Genomic DNA, 19,252 nt, shown 5'->3' with positions numbered 1-19,252 from the left:
GAACGAGAAGTGGTTGGCGTAATTGTAGTTGTAGGTGGAGTGATGCATGTCGTGGAAGGTCACGCACACCACCGGCGAGGGGTAGCGGGACGACTTGCCGGCGGCGAACTCGAAGCCCGAGTGGCCGATCATGCCGTTGAAGTGGTCGAAGATGCGGTGGGCGATGAAGATCATCGGCGGGAACGGCAGGATCAGCGGCGCCACCAGGAAATAGCTCTGCTGCGACAGGGCGTCGAACATCGTGTCGGAGTAGTTGCTCCAGACCGTGGGCGCCACCGACTGATGGTGCAGCACGTGCCACTTCTTGAACGGGCCCGAATGGTTGAGGCGGTGGGCCCAGTAGAACCAGGTGTCGAAGCCGAACACCGAAACGATGAACATCAGCGGCGCGGACCACCAGGTGAGCGCGAACGGGTCGAACAGCGTCACCCCGCAGAGCTGCAGATAGAGGCCGCCGGCGAAGCAGCCGCAGGTGGCGATCAGCGATCGCGCGCTGGCGCGGATTTCCTTGTTGCGGCGCTTCTGGCCGTCCCGTCCCGGCTGGATCTTGCGTTCCGGATAGCGGGACGCCCAGGCGGTGAAGCCCCAACCGAACAGGAGATAAGACCCGAACACCGCCACATAGGTCGCCGCGAAGACCCCGAGGAATCCTAGGATGTGGCCGATCACAACACTCATGAGACGCTCTCCGTCAGCCGCTTTCGAGGTCAAGCCATCTCATATCGCAACGCAACATGCAAACTAGACCGAATGGGTCATGTTGTCACGACATCGCCGGGGCGACTGTTGCGCGATTGCCTCAACCCGCTTCGCGAATGCCCATAACGCTTTCTGCCGGCTTGTGAATTGATCTGTATCTGGGCCTAGTGGGAACAGTGTTGTGAGTTCCGAAAATATGCTCTTGCGTCGTTCGAATCGAATCTTGTCGGTCGTGAGCGCTGCGATGATCGCTGCGCTCGTCCCGCTCGATTCGGCGAGCGCTTTCGAGATCTTTGGATTTCACCTGTTCGGCGGAGGCGACAAGACCCCGCCGCCGCCCGATGCCGTGACCTATAGTGTCGACCTCGAGGTGATCGGCGACGATTCGATCCGCAAGACGCTGCTGAACGCCTCCACCCTCGAGGAGGAGAAGGGCGAGCCGAGCCCCGGCTCCGCCGCTCTCCTCTCCCGCGCCCGGGCCGACTATCAGCACCTTCTCGCCGCCCTCTACACGACCGGGCACTATGGCGGCACCATCTCGATCACCGTCGACGGGCGCGAGGCTGCCAACACCCCCATCGACGCGGAGCTCGGCGACAGCGCCGAGGTGAAGATCACCGTCGCGTCCGGCCCGCAATATCATTTCGACGACGTGACCATCGTGAACCGGCCCGGCCCGATTCCCGACGACCACACGGTGCCGCAGACGCCGGAGGAGCTCGGCCTCGTGGACGGCGCGCCGGCGCTCTCCGGGGTGATCCTCGCGAGCGAATCCTCCCTCGTCGGGCGCTGGCGGGAGAAGGGCCACCCGAAGGCCGCCATCGAGCAGCGCACGGTGACGGCCTACAACGATCGCGACCGGGTGGGCGTCGATATCGTCGTCGCGCCGGGACGGTCGGCGGTGTTTGGCGGCACCACGGTCACCGGCACGAGCCGCATGGATCCGGGCTTCGTCGCCTGGTACGCCGGCATCGTTCCCGGCGAGCCGTTCGATCCCGACGATCTGGAGCGCGCCCGCGACCAGTTGCGCCGGCTCGACGTGTTCCAGGCCTCGCGCATCATCGAGGGCGAGGAGATCCTGCCCGACGGCTCGCTGCCCATCGAGATCAGCGTCGCCGAGCGCAAGCGCCGAGTGTTCGGCTTCGGCGCCAAATATTCGACCATCGACGGCGTCGGCCTCGAGGGCTACTGGCGCCATCGCAACCTGTTCGGCCGGGCCGAGAAGCTCGGCGTCGAGGCCCGTGTCGGCGGCATCGATGCGGAGGATCCGGACCAGTACAACTATCGCCTCGCGGTCAACTTCCTGAAGCCGGGCGTATTCACGCCCTATACCGACTTCGCCTCGACCCTCTACGCCGAGCAGGAGCGGCCCGACACCTACCGCTCGCGCGCCGTGGGTCTCAAGGCGGGCTTATCCCACCGCATCGGCCGGCGGCTGACGCTCGAGGGCTACGGCCTCATCGAGGCCTCGACCATCGACGAGACGACGGTGGGCGACGGCGACTTCCTGTGGTTCGGCCTGCCCGCGGCGGTGCGCTATGACGGGTCCGACAACGCGCTCAACCCGACGCGCGGCTTCCGCGTCAACTGGCAGGAGCAGCCCTTCTACGAGGCCGGGCACGGCAACTTCGGCTTCGTCAGCGAGGTGGAAGGCACCGTCTATCGCGGCTTCGGCGGCGTGCGGAACGATCGCGTAGTGCTCGCCGGCCGCGTCGCCCTCGGCTCCATCTACGGCCCGCCCCTCGACGACGTGCCGGCCAATCGGCTGTTCTTCGCCGGCGGCGGCGGCTCGATCCGCGGCTATCCCTATCGGGGCGTCGGCCCCATCAACAAGAAGGGCGACGTCATCGGCGGCCGCAGCTACTTCGTCGGCTCCGTCGAGGCGCGCGTCAACGTGACCCAGTCCATCGGCGTCGTGCCCTTCATGGACTTCGGCAACGCCTTCCGCAGCGAGTTCCCGGACTTCTCCGAGCGCCTGCGCTTCGCCGTCGGCGCGGGGCTGCGCTACAACACGGGTCTCGGACCGCTGCGCTTCGACGTCGCCGTGCCGCTCGATCCGATCGATGGCGACCCCAGCGTCGCCTTCTATATCGGCATCGGCCAGGCCTTCTGAGGGGAGACGCTCGATGCGCAAGCTCTTGATCGGCCTCGTTCTCGCCATCGTCGCCTCCGCCACCTTCGCCGTGGCGCAGGACGACGAGCGCTCCCGCTTCGTCCGCTTCGTCGAGCGGCAGATCTCGACGCCCGACCGTCAGATCCGGCTCGGCCGCATCCAGGGCGCCCTGTCGTCGGACGTGCGCATCTCGTCCATCTCCATCGCCGACAGCGAGGGGACGTGGCTGACCATCGAGGACGTCCACCTCGTGTGGTCGCGCTGGGCGCTGCTGCGCGGCCGGCTCGACGTCGACCTGCTCGAGGCCTCGGCGATCCGCATCGACCGCACGCCGGTGCCCGGCGAGAACGACGAGCCGCTCGAAGAGGGCGCCGAGTTCTCCGTGCCCGAGCTGCCGGTGTCGATCCTCATCGACAGCCTCAAGGTGCCCGAAGTCGCCATCGCGGAGGGTGTCATCGGCCCCGCCGCCTCGATCGGCGTCGACGGCTCGATCACGCTCGACGGCGGCACGCTCGACGCCAAGCTCGACATCGAGCGCAAGGACCGCCCCGGCCAGCTCACCATCGCCGCCAACTTCTCCAACTCCAGCCGCCAGCTCGGCATCGACGTGGTGCTTGAGGAGCCGGAAGACGGCGTGATCGCCAACGCGCTCAACATCGACGGCAAGCCGCCGATCCGCTTCGCGATCAAGGGGGAGGGACCGCTCGCCAACTTCGAGGCCGATCTCGACCTCACCGCGAGCGGCGACACGCTCCTCTCCGGCACCACGCGCCTCGCCGAGGCCAACGGCGGCATGCGCATCCTCGCCAATCTCGACGGCAACCTCACCTCGCTGGTGGCCGACCTCTACGACCCCTTCGTCGCCGGCGGCACGCGTCTCGACGTCGATGCCACGCGACGCGCCGACGGCAGCATCCTCTTGCAGAAGGTGGACATGGAGAGCGGCGCGGCGAGGCTGCAGATCGCCGGCGAGATGGCCGCCGACGGCGTGCCGACGCGGCTCTCGGTGAACGGCGATCTCGGCCGCTCCGACGGCGAGGCGCTGGTGCTGCCGGGCGGCGGTGGCGACGCGACTATCGGCTCGGCGACCATCGACGTCTCGCTCGGCAGCGCCGCCGACGGCAGCTTCACCGCCGACATCGTGATGAAGGACCTCGACACCCCCTTCATCAGCTCCCCCAACGCCTCGCTGAAGGCGGCGGGCACCGCGCGCAATCTGGCCGACGCCGCCACCCGCAGCATCGACTTCACGGTGACCGGCCGGGCCGACGGCGTGGTCTCCGACGACGGCGGCGTCGCCGATGCGGTGGGCTCCGCCCTCGCCCTCGACATCGCCGGCGACTGGAAAGCGGGCTCGCCGGTGAACGTCGCCAACGCCTCGCTCGCGACGGACGTGCTGAACGCCTCGTTCCAGGGCACCATTCTCGACGCTCTCGACGGCACCTATCGACTGTCGGCCGACAGCCTCGCCGCCTTCTCCGCCCTCGCCGGGCGCGAGCTCGGCGGCTCGATCGATCTCGGCGCCCGCGGCCACGTCGGCTTCGACGGTCTCTTCGACCTCACCGTGGACGCCTCGTCCAACAACCTCGCGGTCGGGGTGCCGGCGGCCGACGGCCTCCTCGATGGCGAGACCACCATCGCCGGCCGTGCGGCGCGCAGCGCCGAGGGCGTCACCTTCGACACCTTCAAGATCGACAACCCGCAGCTCTCCGTCGCGGTCGACGGCACCGTCGACGCCGACGAGGCGAACCTTCTCGCCGAAGCCGACCTCCACAGCCTCGCCGCCGTCGACAAGCGGCTCGGCGGTGCGCTCTCCGCCCGCCTCAGCGTGAGCGGTCAACCGGCGAAGCCCACCCTGTCGGCCCGCCTCACGAGCGACGCCGTCCGCCTCGACAAGCAGAATCTCACCGGCCTCACCGTCGCCTTCGACGGCACCCTGGCGCAGAACACCGAGATCCCCTTCGATCTCGACGGCACCCTCAGCGTCGACGGGCGGCTCGAGAGCGAGACCATCCGCCTCTCCACCCGCATCGACACCGGCGACGGCCTGCGCGAGCTGCGCGCCCTCACCGCGGAGATCGCCGGGGCGCGGCTCAACGGCGATCTGGAGCTGCGCGACACCGGGCTGATGGTCGGCGATCTCGCCTTCGACGTGCCCTCGCTCGCCCGTCTCGCCCCGCTCGCCCTCACCGAGGCGTCGGGTAGCCTCTCCGGCAAGGTCACCCTCGGGGTGCGCGAGGTGGACGAGGATGTGAGCGTCCAGACCGCGACCATCGATGCCGAAGCGCGGCAGGTGGCGGCCGCCGGGCTGGAGCTCGGCTACGCCAACATCGCGATGGCCGTCGACGACGTGTTCAACATCCCCGCCCTCGACGGCACGGCGGACGTGCGCACGCTCAAGGTGGCGGGCTTCGACGTGCGCACCGCGAGCCTGCGCGCCCGGCGCGACAACGACACCACCAATCTCACCGTCAGCGCCGATCTCGGCAGCGGCACGCTCGATGCCGCCGGCAGCCTCGCCCGCGCCGAGAATGGCTTCACCGCCCGCCTCGACACGTTCAACCTCGCCCGCGACGGCTTCGCCGCCCGCCTCACCGCGCCCACCACGGTGGCGGTGGAGGGCGTGCGCGTGACGATCGGCGACACCACCCTTCGCGTCGCCGACGGCACGGTGAAGGTCGCCGGCAGCGTCGGCGACTCGCTGGATCTCAAGGCCACCATCGACCGTCTGCCGCTCTCGATCGCCAACCTCGTGCGGCCCGACCTCGGCCTCGGCGGCACCGTGTCGGCCGACCTCACCCTGTCGGGCACGCGGGACGAGCCGGCGGTGGACGCCCGCCTCTCGGCCGAGGGCGTGACGGCGGCGATGCTCGCAAGGAGCGGCATCCGCCCCCTGAGCCTCACCGCGGCCGGCCAGTATGCGGACGGCTCCGGCACGCTGCAGCGCTTCGAAACCAACCTTTCCGGCGGCCGCATCACCGCCGCGGGCACCATCGGCGAGACGCTCGACGTCAACATCACCGTGGACGGGCTGCCGCTCGCCCTCGCGAACGTCGCCGACCCCTCGCTGGGCCTCGGCGGCGCGGCGTCGGGCCGGGCCACCGTGACCGGCTCGTTCGACGATCCCGCGGCCGACTTCTCGCTCAATGTCGACGGCGCCACCGCGGCGATGCTGCGGCAGGCGAACATCGCCCCGCTGCGCGCCAACGTCTCCGGCCGCTACGCCGACGAGGAGGCGACGATCGCGACCGCTCAGGTGGTGATCGGCGAGGGCACGGTGACGGCCTCCGGCACCGTCGGCCGCCGCCTCGACGTGCGCGCCCGGCTCGACCGTCTGCCGCTCGCCGTCGCCAACGCCTTCGTGCCCGATCTCGGCGTGACGGGCACGCTGTCGGGCGACGTGACGGCGACCGGGCCGCTCGCCCGCCCCAGCGTGACCTTCCGTCTCGACGCGCCGGCGGTGTCGGCCAACGCCATCCGCGACGCGGGCTTCGCGCCGGCCTCCCTCACCGCCTCCGGCACCTTCGACCGCGGCACCGTCGATCTCACCGAGGCCGTGGTGCGGCTCGGCGGCGGCTCGGTGCGTGCGGCCGGCCGGGTCGGCCAGCGGATGCGGGTGACGGTGGACATCACCTCCTTCCCCCTCGCCGTCGCCAACGGCTTCAGCCCCGGCCTCGGCCTCTCGGGCACGCTGGCGGGGCGCGCGGCGGCCCAGGGATCGATCGACAACCCGGCGGCGACCTTCGAGCTCGACGTTGCCGGCCTCTCCGCCAGCGCGCTGTCGGACGCCGGCATCAGCGGCCTCAGGGCGAACGCGTCGGGCCGGCTCGCCAACAACACGGTGCGGCTCGAGGCCGCCTCCGTCACCGGCGCCGGGCTCGACGTGGCGGCGAGCGGCGTGGTGCCGCTCTCCGGCGGCGGCATCAACGTGACGGCGCGGGCGCGGGCCCCGCTGTCGCTCGCCGACCACTTCCTGCGCGAGCGGGGCGGCCGCGTGACGGGCGACGTCGTCGTCAACGCGCGGGTCACGGGGTCGCTCGCTAACCCGCTCGTCAACGGCGAGGTGCAGGCCGACGGGGTGGGCTTCCGCGACCCGGGAAGCAACCTTACCCTCTCCAACGGCACCGTGCGGATCAGCCTCGACGGCGATCACGTCAACATCCGCACCTTGAGCGCGACGCTCGGGGAGGGGACGGTGTCGATCACCGGCGGGGTCGGCCTGTCGAACGGCTTCCCGGCGGACCTTGCGGTGCGCATCCGCAATGCGCGCTACGCCGACGGCGAGCTCTTCGCCGTCACTCTCAGCGGCGACCTCACGGTCAGCGGCCCGCTCCTCGCCGGTCCCCTGGTGCGCGGGACGGTCGACGTGGACCGGGCCGAAATCAACGTGCCGACCCGCCTGTCGGGAAGCGCCGCGCTCATCGACGTTCATTATGTGAACCCCTCGCCGAAGGTCCTCGAAACGCTGTGGCGCGCCAAGGCCGGCCCCTATCGGGATCGGGATTCGAACGACGCCAGCTTCTCCGGCCTCACCCTCGACGTGAAGATCTCGGCCCCCCGGCGCGTCTTCGTGCGTGGCCGCGGCATCGACGCCGAGCTCGGCGGCGAGATGACGCTGACCGGTCCGATCTCCGACATCAGCCCGGTGGGCCGCTTCGACCTCGTGCGCGGACGGCTGCTGATCCTCGGTCAGCGTGTCACCTTCACCGAGGGTTCGGCGACGCTGCTCGGCGACCTCAACCCGACGATCCACCTCGTCGCCGAGACCACCGCCAACTCGGTGACCGTCCGCGTGATCGTGGACGGATCGGCCAACAATCCGGACATCACCTTCGAGTCCGATCCCGTGCTCCCGCAGGACGAGGTGCTGGCCCAGCTCCTGTTCGGCCGCAGCATCGAAGACCTGTCGGTGTTCCAGGTGGCCCAGCTCGCCGCCGCCGTGGCCGAGCTCGCCGGCAGCGGCAGCGGACCGTCGATCATGGAGCAGGTCCGTGTGTTCTCCGGTCTCGACAATCTCGAGATCATCACCGGCGAGGACGGCAGCACGTCGGTGGCCGCCGGACGCTACATCGCCGACAACGTCTATCTCGGCGTGCAGGCCGGCGCGGAGTCCTCCGGCGTGACCCTCAACATCGATATCGCCCGCGGGCTGAAGTTCCGCGGTGCGGCGTTGACCAACGAAACGACGGTCGGGCTCTACTACGAGCGGGAGTATTAATCAGGACCTGGCGTTTGAGTTTTTGTAATTCTATCTAAAGCGCCTGCGTCAATTCATCATTTCTCTTTCGCCGATCGGCGATTGACCCTGAGGGGATCGAGACGGTAGGGGCTCCGAAACCATAATAGAGGGGGAGCAAACCCGATGATCCGAAGCGTGGTTTCCACCGTTGCTCTACTGGCGCTGGCCACACCGGCGTTCGCTGCGGGCGAGGTCAACATCTATTCGTCCCGCCACTACGACACCGACGATGCGCTCTATTCGAACTTCGAGGATGCCACCGGCATCACGGTCAACCGGATCGAGGACAACGCCGACGTTCTGATCGAGCGGATGCGCTCCGAAGGCGAGCTCGGCGCGGCGGACGTGTTCATTACCGTCGATGCCAGCCGGATCGGCCGGGCCGATGCCGCCGACCTCCTCCAGCCCATCGGCTCCGACAAGGTCGACGCGACGGTGCCCGCCAACCTCCATGCCGACAACGACCACTGGATCGGCATCAGCACCCGCGCCCGCCTGATCTTCTTCGACAAGAACGACGTCACCGAGCCGCCCCAAACCTACGAGGATCTCGCCGACCCGAAGTACAAGGGCATGATCTGCACCCGCTCCGGCTCCAACCCCTACATGCTGTCGCTGCTCGGCTCGATCATCGCCCACGACGGCGAGGAGGCCGCCCGCGCCTGGGTCGCCGGGGTGAAGGACAACTTCGCCCGTGAGCCGCAGGGCGGCGACACCGACCAGCTCCGCGGCCTGATCTCCGGCGAGTGCGACATCGCCGTCGCCAACCACTACTACTACGCTCGCGGCCTCCAGTCGGAGGTGTCGGGGCTGACCGACGGGATCGAGACGATCGGCGTGGTGTTCCCCAACCAGGAGACGACGGGCACCCACATCAACATCTCCGCCGCCGGCCTCGCCAAGTATTCGCCCAACCCGGACAACGCGCGCGCCTTCATCGAATATCTCCTGACGCCGGAAGCGCAGCAGATGATCGCCAACGGCAACAACGAGTTTCCGGTGGTCGAGGGCGTCGAGCCGTCGGAGGTGGTGATCGGCCTCGGTGACTTCCGCCGCGACGAGCTGCCCGTCGACGCGTTCTCGACCCGCACGGACCTCGCGCAGAAGATCTACAACGAGGTCGGCTACAAGTAGGACGCGCTGCGCTCGGCAGGCCGATCCGCCCCCCGGGGCGGCCGGCCCGCCGGTGTGCGGCCGCGCATGGCACCCATCGCCAATTCTTGGGCACATTTGCGCGTAGCATGCGCTAGCATGACGGAGTCGTGCCGGGCCTCCCGCGCCTGGCGCCCCACTTTCGGGAGCGCGCGTGAACCTTCCCCCCCTCCAAGAAGAGTTCGTTCTGCATTTCGGCGAGATGGGCTCGCGCTGGGGCATCAACCGCACCGTCGGCCAGATCTACGCGCTGCTGTTCGTCACCGAACGTCCGCTCAATGCGGAGGAGATCACCGACCACCTCGGCTTTTCCCGCTCCAACGTGTCGATGGGGCTCAAGGAGCTGCAGGCGTGGAAGCTCGTCCGCCTCAAGCATTTCCCGGGGGACCGGCGAGAATATTTCACCACGCCCGGCGACCTCTGGGACATCGTGCGTACGCTGGTGGAGGAGCGTAAGCGGCGGGAGATCGACCCGACCCTGTCGAAGCTGCGCGAATTGCAGATGACGAGTCCCACCGGCGAGGAGGACGCCTATGCGCGTCAGCGCATCGAGGAGCTGACCCAGCTCATCGAGCTCCTCACCGGCTGGTACGACGACATGACCCGGCTCGAGACCGAGCGTCTCGTTCAGCTCCTGTCGCTGGGCGCCAAGGTGCAGGAGATCGTCGGCAAGGCCGGCAACATCCTGCCCCTGTCGCGGCGGCGCAAGCGCGGCGGCGCGACGGCGGACGAGGAGGACGACGCGGGCGACGAGATTTGATATCCGCACTACGGGGCGAACGCACTCCGGGGCGACGCCGCTCCGTGACCGGGTACGAGGGAGATCCACCATGAAAGCACTTGTCGTCGACAAGACCGACGCGGGCGTGACCGCGGCCGTCGAGACGATCGACCCCGACCGCCTGCCGAAGGGCGAGCCGGGCGACCAGATGGTGGAGGTCGCGGTCTCGCACACCACGCTGAACTACAAGGACGGCCTCTGCCTCACCGGCGGTGGCGGGCTGGTGCGCACCTATCCGCACGTGCCGGGCATCGACTTCGCCGGCACCGTCACCGCCTCGGACGATCCCCGCTACGAGGTGGGCGATGCGGTGCTGCTCACCGGCTGGCGCGTCGGCGAGGTCTGGTGGGGCGGCTATGCGGAGCGGGCGCGCGTCAAGGGCGAGTGGCTGGTGCCGCTGCCCGAGGGCCTCACCGCTCGGCAGGCGATGGCGGTCGGCACCGCCGGCCTCACCGCCATGCTGGCGGTGGTCGCGCTCGAAAAGCACGGCCTCGCCCCCGGCGGCCGGCCGGTGCTCGTCACCGGCGCTTCGGGCGGCGTCGGCTCGGTCGCCACCGCGATCCTCGGCAAGCTCGGCTACGAGGTCGCCGCGGTCACCGGCCGGCCGGAACAGGCCGACTATCTGAAGGCGCTCGGGGCCACCGCCATCGTGCCGCGCGCCGATCTCGCCGACGCGCCGACTCGCCCGCTCGGCCGCGAGACCTATGCCGGCGCCGTCGACGCGGTGGGCGGAGCGATGCTCTCCCACGTCCTGACGCTGATCGGCTACGGCGGCTCGGTGGCCGCCGTCGGGCTCGCCGGCGGGGCGGTGATGGAGGGAGCGACCGTGGTGCCCTTCCTGCTGCGCGGGGTGAACCTCCTCGGCATCGATTCGGTGATGCAGCCGCGCGAGGCGCGCCTCACCGCATGGCAGCGGGTGGCGACCGACCTGCCCCTCGACCTCCTCGAGACGATGATCGTGCCCGCGAGCCTCGAGGATCTGCCCGCCCTCGGCAAGGACATCCTCGCCGGCAAGGTGCGCGGCCGCGTGGTGGTGGACCTCGCCTAGATCCTCGTCTTTGCGGGCATTGCGGGCGGAGAGCCGCCAGCGCTTTCCCGGAATGGATCCCGCAACGGTGTCGGCGTGCCGCGTTGCGCGCCGGCGACTGGGACCCATATGGCCTCCGGTTCGTCCTGCCAGAGGGAGAGAAGATGCGTGAGCGTCTCGCCGGGTTGATCGCGTCGCGCGGGTGGGAGACGGCGATCACCGCGATCATCGTGCTCAACGCCGCCACGCTGGGGCTCGAGACGAGCGAGGCGGTGATGGGGCGGGTCGGTCCGCTCCTCCTCGCTCTCGACCGCATCGTGCTCATGGTGTTCGTGGTCGAGATCGGCGTGCGCCTCTACGTCCACCGGCTGCGCTTCTTCCGCGATGCGTGGAGCCTCTTCGATTTCGCCATCGTGGCCATCGCTCTGGTGCCGGCGAGCGGGCCGTTCCAGGTCCTGCGGGCGCTGCGCATCCTGCGCGTGCTGCGGCTGGTGTCGATGGTGCCCTCGCTGCGCCGCGTGGTGGTGGGGCTCATCGCGGCGCTGCCGGGGATGGGGTCGATCGTCGCCCTGCTCGGCCTCGTCTTCTACATCTCGGCGGTGATGGCGACGGAGCTGTTCGGGCCCGCCTTTCCCGAATGGTTCGGCACCCTCGGGCGCTCGGCCTATACGCTGTTCCAGGTGATGACGCTGGAATCCTGGTCGATGGGCATCGCCCGGCCGGTGATGGAGGTGGTGCCCTACGCCTTCGTGTTCTTCGTGCCCTTCATTCTCCTCACCGCCTTCGTGGTGCTCAACCTCTTCATCGGCGTGGTGGTGTCGGCGATGCAGGAGACCGTGGCCGAGGAGGTCGAGGCGCCCGACGTCGCGGAGGAGAGCCACGCGATCGTCGCCGCGCTCGCCGAGCTGAAGGTGGAGGTCGAGGAGCTGCGCCGTACCGTGGAGCGGCAGCGCGCGGCCTGAGCCGCGTGCGCCCGTCCCGCCGCGCCTCGCCCTGCCTCAGGCGCCGATGTCGTGCCGCATGCGGCCGCCCGGCCAGTCGAGATGGGTGAGGGCGGCGTAGACGCTGTCGCGGGCGGTGGCGGGGTCCTCGCCCGTCGCGACCACCGTCAGCACGCGACCACCGTTGGAGAGCACGCGGGCGCCGTCGGGTCGGGTGCCGGCGTGGTAGACGCGGGCGCCGGCGGCCTCCACCGCGTCGAGACCCGCGATCACCTCGCCCTTTTCGACCGGTCCCGGATAGCCGGCGGCGGCCACCACGACGCCGAGGGCGGTCTGCGCGCTCATCGTGAGCGGGGCGTCGGCGAGGCGGCCGGCGGCGGTGGCGTGGAGCAGCGTATAGGCGTCGCTGGTGAGGCGGGGGAAGATCACCTGACACTCCGGATCGCCGAAGCGGACGTTGTACTCGATGAGCTTGGGTCCCTCGCGCGTCAGCATCAGCCCGGCATAGAGCACGCCCACGAACGGGGCGCCGCGGCGGGTGAGGGCGGCAAGGCTCGGGCGCACGATCTGCGCCATCGCCGCCGCCTCCTCGTCGGGCCGGAAGCCGGGGGCGGGCGACACGGCACCCATCCCGCCGGTGTTGGGGCCCGCGTTGCCGTCGAAGGCGCGCTTGTAGTCGCGGGCGCTCGCGAGCGGGCGCACGGTCTCTCCGTCGCTCAGCACGAAGAGGCTCACCTCGGGACCCTCGAGCCGCTCTTCCAGCACCACGAGGCTGCCCGCCTCGCCGAAGGCGCCCTCGAAGCACTCGGCGACGGCGCGCTCGGCGGCGTCCATCGTCTCGGCGACGACGACGCCCTTGCCGGCGGCGAGACCGTCGGCCTTGACGACCACCGGGGCGCCCATGCGGTGCAGCGCGGCGAGCGCTTCCGCTTTGGAGCTGCAGATGGCGGCCTTGGCGGTGGGAGCGCCCACCTCGGCGCAGATCTCCTTGGTGAAGGCCTTGGAGGCTTCGAGGCGCGCCGCCGCGGCGCCGGGGCCGAACACGGTGCGCCCCGCCGCCCGCAGGCGGTCGGCGAGCCCGTCGGCGAGCGGCGCTTCGGGACCGATCACCACGAGGTCGAACCCCTCGGCCGTGCCGACGGCGGCGGGGTCGATCGCCTCGCAGAAGCGGGTCATCCCCGCGTTGGGACCGCCGGCGAAGGCGACGTGCCCCACCGAGGGCGAGGCGTGCAGCGCCGCCGCGAGCGCGTGCTCGCGCCCTCCCGATCCCACCACCAGGGCGCGGGCGCCCCCTCTGTCGTTCGAGGTTGCCGCCATTGCCGCCGCTCTCACCTTCCCATGTCAGCACGCTCCGCGCCCCGGCCGCCGAGACGGCCGGTGCGGTTGCAACGCATCGCGAAGCCGTGCACGTAGATCAGGCGCCGCTTGGCTCTGCGACGCCCGCCCCATTCACCGCACGCTCATAGACCAAAGCGTCGGGGGATGGCCATCGCACGTCGGCGGGTTTCACAACGTGTGCCGCGGCCGATGGAGACCACGATGACGAGAGCTGACACACTCGACCTCTCCGGCCGCGTCGCCGATGCCCCGGCCGACAACTGGGTCGACCGCCTGCTGCCGGCGAAGACGCGGCCCTATGCCCGCCTCGCCCGGCTCGACCGGCCCATCGGCTGGTGGCTCCTCTTGTGGCCGTGCTGGTGGAGCGTCGGGCTTGCGGCGGTGGCGGCGGGTCATGTGCCCAACGTCTGGCATCTCGCCCTCTTCCTCGTCGGTGCCGTGGCGATGCGCGGCGCCGGCTGCACCTACAACGACATTCTCGACCGCAACATCGACGCTCACGTGGAGCGCACCCGATCGCGCCCGATCCCTTCCGGCCAGGTGTCGACGGACGCGGCCTTCCTCTTCCTCCTCGCCGAGGCCTTCGTCGGGCTCGCCGTGGTGCTCCAGTTCAACGCCTTCACGGTGATGGTGGCGTTCGGCTCGCTCGCCATCGTGGCGCTCTATCCGCTGGCGAAGCGGGTGACGGACTGGCCGCAGATCGTGCTGGGCTTCGCCTTCTCCTGGGGCGCCTTTCTCGGCTGGTCGGCGACGTTCGGCTCGCTCGCCGTCGCCCCGTTCTTCCTCTATGCGGGCTCGATCGCCTGGACCGTCGGCTACGACACCATCTACGCCCATCAGGACCGGCGGGACGACGCCATCATCGGCGTGCGCTCCACCGCGCGCCTCTTCGGCGAGAACACCAAGCTCGCCGTCGGCCTCTGCTACGCGGCGACGGTCACGGCCTTCGCGGTAGCCCTGGCGCTCGCGGGTGCCGGAGTGTGGGGCTTTCTCGGCCTCGCCCTCTTCGCCGCCCACCTCGCCCGGCAGGTGACGAAGGTGACGACGGAGGATCCCGCCTCCTGCCTCGCCGCGTTTCGCTCCAACCGCACCGCGGGCTTCCTGCTGTTCGCCGGCCTCGTCGCCGAAGCGCTCTTCTGAGGCGCCTTCAGCCGGTGCGCTGAGCTGCCGCGGCGTCGGTGCTCCGCGCCGGTGCGGCGAGGTGGCGCAGCAGGATCTCGTCGCTTCGGCGCATCACGTCAGGGTCGCGCAGAAGGTGGAAGCCTTTGAGGCTCACCGAGCGGGCGATCATCAGGAGGCGCGTCGCGAAGTTGCGCACCACGCTGCCCGAGCGCTCGTCGATGATCGCGTAGAGCGGGTCGATGCGGGTGCCGAGAGCGCGGATGTTGAAGCGGTCGAAGCGGCGCACGAGATCATCCGAATCCCACTGATGGTAGGTGTCGGGGAACACCACGTTCTCCACCGCCGAGCCGCCCTCGCGCAGGTCGCCGGCGATGAGGTCGAGGCGGCGCGGATCGAAGTTGGCGTCGAGCTCGCCGTTCAGGATGGCGATGGGGGCGCGGGTGGTGGCGTAGTCCTCGAGGCGCGGCACGGTGGGGCCGTAGTAGGAGACGTGCGCGGCGAAGGCGAGGTCACCCGGCACGAAGTGGCGGCGGATCTGCTCGTAGGCGGTGAGCAGCGAGATCATCCCGCCGTAGGAGAAGCCGATGTGGCAGATGCGGCGCGGGTCGACGTCGTCGCGGGCGGCGAGCCAGCCGAGGGCGGCGAAGGCGTCGGCGAGCATCATCGATTCGGTGACGTTGATGGCGCGGATCGGATGGGCGGAGTTGGCGAAGCCGCGTGTCGCGAAGCTGTCGATGACCAGTGCCATGTAGCCGTGCTCGGCGAGGAAGCGGCCGTAGCGTCGCTCTCGCGCGGTCTTGATGCCGCCGAGCCCCTCGCTCACCACGACGGCGGGATAGGGCGGCGCGACGCCCACGGGGCGATAGAGCTCGGCCTGCAGGACGGCCGACGCCTTGCTCTCGCCGTTGCCGTTGCCGAAGTCGCTCAGCACGAACGGATTTTGCGTCGCGAGCCGCACCGGCTCGAACTGCACGTCGGTCATGACTGCGCCCATTCCCCGTGGTCGAACGTCTCCGCCGTCTCCGGTCAAACGTCGGAGGCGTCGGCGAGTTGCATCAGATCGCGCCGCACGTCGTCCGCCAAGACCACCCGGGGCACCTTGTTCTGGCCGCCGAGCTTGCCGCGGGCGCGCATCCATTCGGTAAAGTCGCCGGGCGGAGCGAGCACCACGCGCGGCGGCTGCAGCTGATAGTCGCCGCGCCGGTGCACCTCGTAGTCCTCGTTGCCGGCGGCGAGGGTCGCGTCGAGCGTCTCGGCGAAGCGGGCCGCGGCGCCCGGGTCGACGGGCGCGTCGAGCTCCACCACGAAGAGATGGCGGCCCGCGTGCCGCCCCGCCTCCGGATAGAGCGGGGTGACGGCATATTCGCTCACGCTGCGGCCGACGGCGCGGGCGGCGGCGAGCACGGCGGTCTCGATCTCGCGGCCGGACAGATGCTCGCCGAAGGCGGAGAGATAGTAAGAGGTGCGGCCCGTCACCCGCACCCGCGGCGGATGCCCCTCGATCAGCTCCACCACGTCGCCGAGCCGATAGGCCCAGAGGCCGGCGCAGGTGGACAGCACCAGCCCGTATTCGCCGGGCGGCGCGTCGCCGATCCAGTAGCGCGCGGGGGACTCGTCGTCCCACTCGGCGATGGGCACGAACTCGAAGAAGAGGCCGATGTCGAGGTTGAGGCGCAGGCCGTCGCCGACGCCGCGGTCGGCGCTCGCGACGAACCCTTCGCTGGCGGAATAGACCTCGCGCCAGTCGACCCCGCGGGAGGGAAACCACCGGGCGAACACCTCGCGATAGGGGGCGAAGCTCATGCCGCCGTACACCATCAGGTCGAGGTCGGGGTAGAAGGCGGTCACGTCGTGACCGCGGCCGGTGAGGGCGGCGAGCCGCTCGAAGAAGAGCAGCAGCCAGCTCGGTGTGCCGGCGATGCACTGGATCGGTTCGTCGAGGGAGAGGCGGGCGAGGCGGTCGATCTTCTTCTCCCAGTCCGCCTCCAGCGCCTCCTCGATGGAGGGGAACACGAAGGGCGTCGACCAGCGCGGGTTCTCGAGCCGCGCGATGCCCGAAAGGTCGCCGGAGTGGATGCCGTGGCCGAGGTCCGTCATCGCGACGGAGCCGCCCAGCATGAAGCTCTTGCCGGCGAGCACCTTGCTCTCGGGGTGAAGGAGAGCGTGGTGGCCGAGCATGTCGGTGCCGGCGCGGGCGTTGGAGCGCAGCATCTCCTTCGACACCGGGATGTGCTTGGTGCGCCCGCTCGCGGTGCCGGAGGAGACGGCGAAATAGGGGATGGTGCCGGGCCACGTCAGGTCGGTGAGCACGGGGAAGGCGGCGTCGAAATAGTCGCGCCGGAAATCCTCGAACGAGCGCAGCGGAACGCGCGCCTGGAAGTCGGCGACGCTGGCGATCGCGTCGAAGTCGTGGTCGCGGCCGAAGCGGGTGCCGGCGGCGCGGCGGACGAGGCGCAGAAGCTCGGCCTCCTGCAGCGCCGCCGGGGTGCGCCGCGCGAGGTGGCGGCGCCGCAGCCGGGCGTGGGCGCGCAGGAGCGGCGTGGCGTCGATCATGCCGGAAGGATCGTGGTGGTGTGGGGCAGCGCGTCGGCCCGCGCCGCATCGGTGAAGGGGAGGGGGAGCGCCTCGCCGCGGCGCCACGCGCCGACCTGGTCGAACATGGTGCGCGAGCCGGGCCAGCCGTCCTGTCCGCCGAGAAGCACGGCGCTGGTGGCGTCGGGGTCGGCGAGATCGGCCACGAAGCGGGCGTTGGCGCCGAAGTTGGTGGCGTGCGGCTTCTGCGTCATCGGGTGCATCGACTTCATCAGCGTGTCGTTGGAGCCGCCGGAGGGGAAGTCGATGGTGGGCAGGCGCGCGCCGACGAGCGGAAGGCGGGTCAGCGGATGGGCGAGGCGCACGTGGTGCAGCGCACCCCACGTCCCGTGTCGGGCGAACGGGGCTTCGGCGGCGGCGACGGCGGTGCGGAGGGCGTCGGCGAGGTCGGCCTCGCCCGCCGCGTCGACGAGGCCGGAAAGGCGCGAGAAGGGCCGCCAATGGGGGCTCACGTAGCGCTTGGGCGAGCGGGTCTCCAGCTGATCCACGAGGCTCGGCGCGACGAGCTCCAGCGCCAGCGCCCCGGCGGAATGGGTGCCGTAGTCGCCGTCCCATGCGGCGAGGGCGTCCACCACGGGGCCGCCGATCGCGTGGGCGCGGGCGACGGCGACGAGGCGCGCCGCGAGGCTCGCCGCCGGGGCGAGGTGCACGTCGCGCTGCAAGGCGGCGAGATCGGCGGCCGTGAGGTCGCGCCGCTCGCCGACTAGGGCGGCGATGCGCTCGGCCCGGTGGGGGGCGGCGAAGAACAGGCTGATCGTAACCGGCGGATCCACCGGCGGCTCGTTGGCCGAGACCACGAAGCCCACCGTGGGGTCGACGCTCTGCGGCAGGTCGCGGGTGGACAGGAGGGTGTGCCACTGGTCGTGGGCGACGGCGCGGTCGACCACGATGTCCGGCGGGATCGCGAGCGGGCGGCGCGGGATGTGGGCGGCGATGAGCTTGCCGATCTCGCCGCCCTCTCCAGCCCACAGCATGTTGAGGCCGGGAAGGGCGTAGCCGTCGAGAGCGACGGCGAAGTCGCGGTAGTCGCGGGCGCGCAGCATGGTGCGGAACGGGGTGAACTCGTCGCTCGGGCGGTGGCCGAGCCAGTGGAGGGCCACGGTCTCGCCGTCGAGGGCGAACGGGCCGTCGTCGCTGACGATGGGGCCGAGGGTGGACTGGCGCAGGAGCACCGTGTGGCGCGACCCGTCCCGCAGGCCGATCGTGTGCTCTTCGCTGGTGAGCGGCTCGCCGGCGACGTCGACGAGCTCCGACGACGTCGCGTGGAGGTTGGTGCCGCCCCAAGCGCCATGCCGGTTGCGTCCGACGCCGAAGATCGGAAGCGCCGGTATCATGAGGCCCCACACCATCGAGGCCGGCGTCTTGAAGCCCGCGATCAGCCACAGCCCGGGGGTGGTGATGAGGTGATGGGGGTCGGAGGCGAGGATGGGCTTGCCGGAGCGCGTGCGGCTGCCGGAGACGGCGACGGCGTTGGAGCCGGCGTGGTCGAACGCGTTGGGCAGCGCCTTGTCGAGCGTGTCGGCGCCGATCGGGATGTCCTCGTCGGCGATGGCGGCGACGCCCATGAGGTCGGCCCACATGCGCGCCCAGTCGTCCTCCTGCCGCAGCGGGCTCAGCGTGCGCCACACCCGCCAGGCATAGTCGGCCGAGCACAGGCGAGAGACGGCGAAGAGGTCCGCCGCCGTCCACGGCTCCGGCTCGAGCCCCAGCATGTCGAACTCGGGGGGGAGGGGGCGCACGGTGGCTGCGGCGTTGATGCCGTCGGCGAAGCCGTCGATCCATGCGCGCGTCTCGGCCGGCATCAGCGCCAGCGACGGCGCGCACGCGCGCGGAAAGTCGATGATGCGGAGCAGCCGGTCGACGGCGAGCGCGGCCTCGCCCGCCACCTCGGCGATGCGGCCGTAGGCGGCGCGGCGCATCACCTCCATCTGGGCGAGGCGCAGGTGGCCGTGGACGATGCCGAGGCCGACGGCCGCGTCGCGCTCGCAGGCGGCTTCGACGAAGGGGACGTGCTGGTCGCTCCAACGGATCGTGAGCGGCGCGGAGACGGGCGCGGCGGCCGGCAGCATCGCGAGCCGCTCCTGAAGCGACAGCGGAGGAAAGCGGCGGCCGACGGAACGGCGCAGCACGCTCGCGGCGAGCCCGGCGAGGGAGAAGGCCTGGCGACCGCGCCGCGTCAGCCCGGAGAACGAGGTGAACGACATGTCGAACACTCAACGAGGGGGGCGGCGGAGCCGTTCCACACCGC

At 70.5% G+C, this 19,252-nt stretch carries 12 protein-coding genes; 7 read left to right on the top strand and 5 right to left on the bottom strand.

The genetic code is table 11. The features are described 5' to 3' along the window. Positions 1–678: sterol desaturase family protein (locus JCR33_RS23090; RefSeq protein WP_198884509.1), on the bottom strand; the 678-nt coding region annotated here is incomplete at its 3' end. Between the two features lie 265 nt (positions 679–943). Between JCR33_RS23090 and JCR33_RS23085 the strand changes: the two genes are divergently transcribed. From JCR33_RS23085 to JCR33_RS23060, 6 genes are all read left to right on the top strand, one after another. Then, a complete protein-coding gene (locus JCR33_RS23085) occupies positions 944–2,812 on the top strand; it encodes an autotransporter assembly complex protein TamA (RefSeq protein ID WP_198884508.1) in 1,869 nt (622 codons plus the stop codon). Between the two features lie 13 nt (positions 2,813–2,825). Beyond that, positions 2,826–8,030, top strand: coding sequence for a translocation/assembly module TamB domain-containing protein (locus JCR33_RS23080; RefSeq protein WP_198884507.1), 5,205 nt, complete (start codon positions 2,826–2,828; stop codon positions 8,028–8,030). 144 nt (positions 8,031–8,174) lie between these two features. Continuing rightward, positions 8,175–9,185 carry an extracellular solute-binding protein gene (locus JCR33_RS23075; RefSeq protein ID WP_198884506.1) on the top strand — a complete coding sequence of 337 codons (1,011 nt, stop codon included), beginning with the start codon at positions 8,175–8,177 and terminating at the stop codon, positions 9,183–9,185. Positions 9,186–9,357: 172 nt separating this feature from the next. Beyond that, positions 9,358–9,963 carry a GbsR/MarR family transcriptional regulator gene (locus JCR33_RS23070; protein ID WP_332461255.1) on the top strand — a complete coding sequence of 202 codons (606 nt, stop codon included), beginning with the start codon at positions 9,358–9,360 and terminating at the stop codon, positions 9,961–9,963. A 70-nt stretch (positions 9,964–10,033) separates the two neighbouring features. Then, positions 10,034–11,032, top strand: coding sequence for an MDR family oxidoreductase (locus JCR33_RS23065; RefSeq protein WP_198884505.1), 999 nt, complete (start codon positions 10,034–10,036; stop codon positions 11,030–11,032). 143 nt (positions 11,033–11,175) lie between these two features. Then, entirely contained in the window at positions 11,176–11,973 is a 798-nt protein-coding gene (locus tag JCR33_RS23060) for an ion transporter (RefSeq protein ID WP_198884504.1), read from the top strand. Positions 11,974–12,009: 36 nt separating this feature from the next. Here JCR33_RS23060 and purD read toward each other — a convergent pair whose 3' ends face one another. Further along, a complete protein-coding gene (gene purD, locus JCR33_RS23055; protein WP_198884503.1) occupies positions 12,010–13,269 on the bottom strand; it encodes a phosphoribosylamine--glycine ligase in 1,260 nt (419 codons plus the stop codon). A gap of 222 nt (positions 13,270–13,491) precedes the next feature. On the opposite strand from purD, the gene ubiA reads away from it, so the two are divergent. After that, positions 13,492–14,430, top strand: a complete 939-nt coding sequence (gene ubiA / locus JCR33_RS23050) for a 4-hydroxybenzoate octaprenyltransferase (protein WP_198884502.1) — start codon at positions 13,492–13,494, stop codon at positions 14,428–14,430. A gap of 7 nt (positions 14,431–14,437) precedes the next feature. Here the strand turns inward: ubiA and JCR33_RS23045 are convergent, their stop codons facing one another. Genes JCR33_RS23045 through JCR33_RS23035 form a run of 3 tightly spaced genes read right to left on the bottom strand, consistent with a single transcriptional unit; the run spans position 14,438 to position 19,208 of the window. Continuing rightward, a complete protein-coding gene (locus tag JCR33_RS23045) occupies positions 14,438–15,394 on the bottom strand; it encodes a dienelactone hydrolase family protein (protein WP_198884501.1) in 957 nt (318 codons plus the stop codon). A gap of 44 nt (positions 15,395–15,438) precedes the next feature. Continuing rightward, the gene (locus tag JCR33_RS23040) at positions 15,439–16,965 is read right to left on the bottom strand and encodes a GH3 family domain-containing protein (RefSeq protein ID WP_198884500.1); all 1,527 of its coding nucleotides are present in this window, start codon (positions 16,963–16,965) and stop codon (positions 15,439–15,441) included. Further along, positions 16,962–19,208, bottom strand: coding sequence for a penicillin acylase family protein (locus JCR33_RS23035; protein ID WP_198884499.1), 2,247 nt, complete (start codon positions 19,206–19,208; stop codon positions 16,962–16,964). Before JCR33_RS23035 ends, JCR33_RS23040 begins: the two co-directional genes overlap by 4 nt. Positions 19,209–19,252 lie beyond the last annotated feature (44 nt).

Origin of the sequence: Acuticoccus mangrovi (assembly GCF_016411865.1) — a bacterium.
GTDB classification, from domain to species: Bacteria; Pseudomonadota; Alphaproteobacteria; order Rhizobiales; family Amorphaceae; genus Acuticoccus; species Acuticoccus mangrovi.
This window is presented reverse-complemented; position numbering and strand designations above follow the sequence as displayed.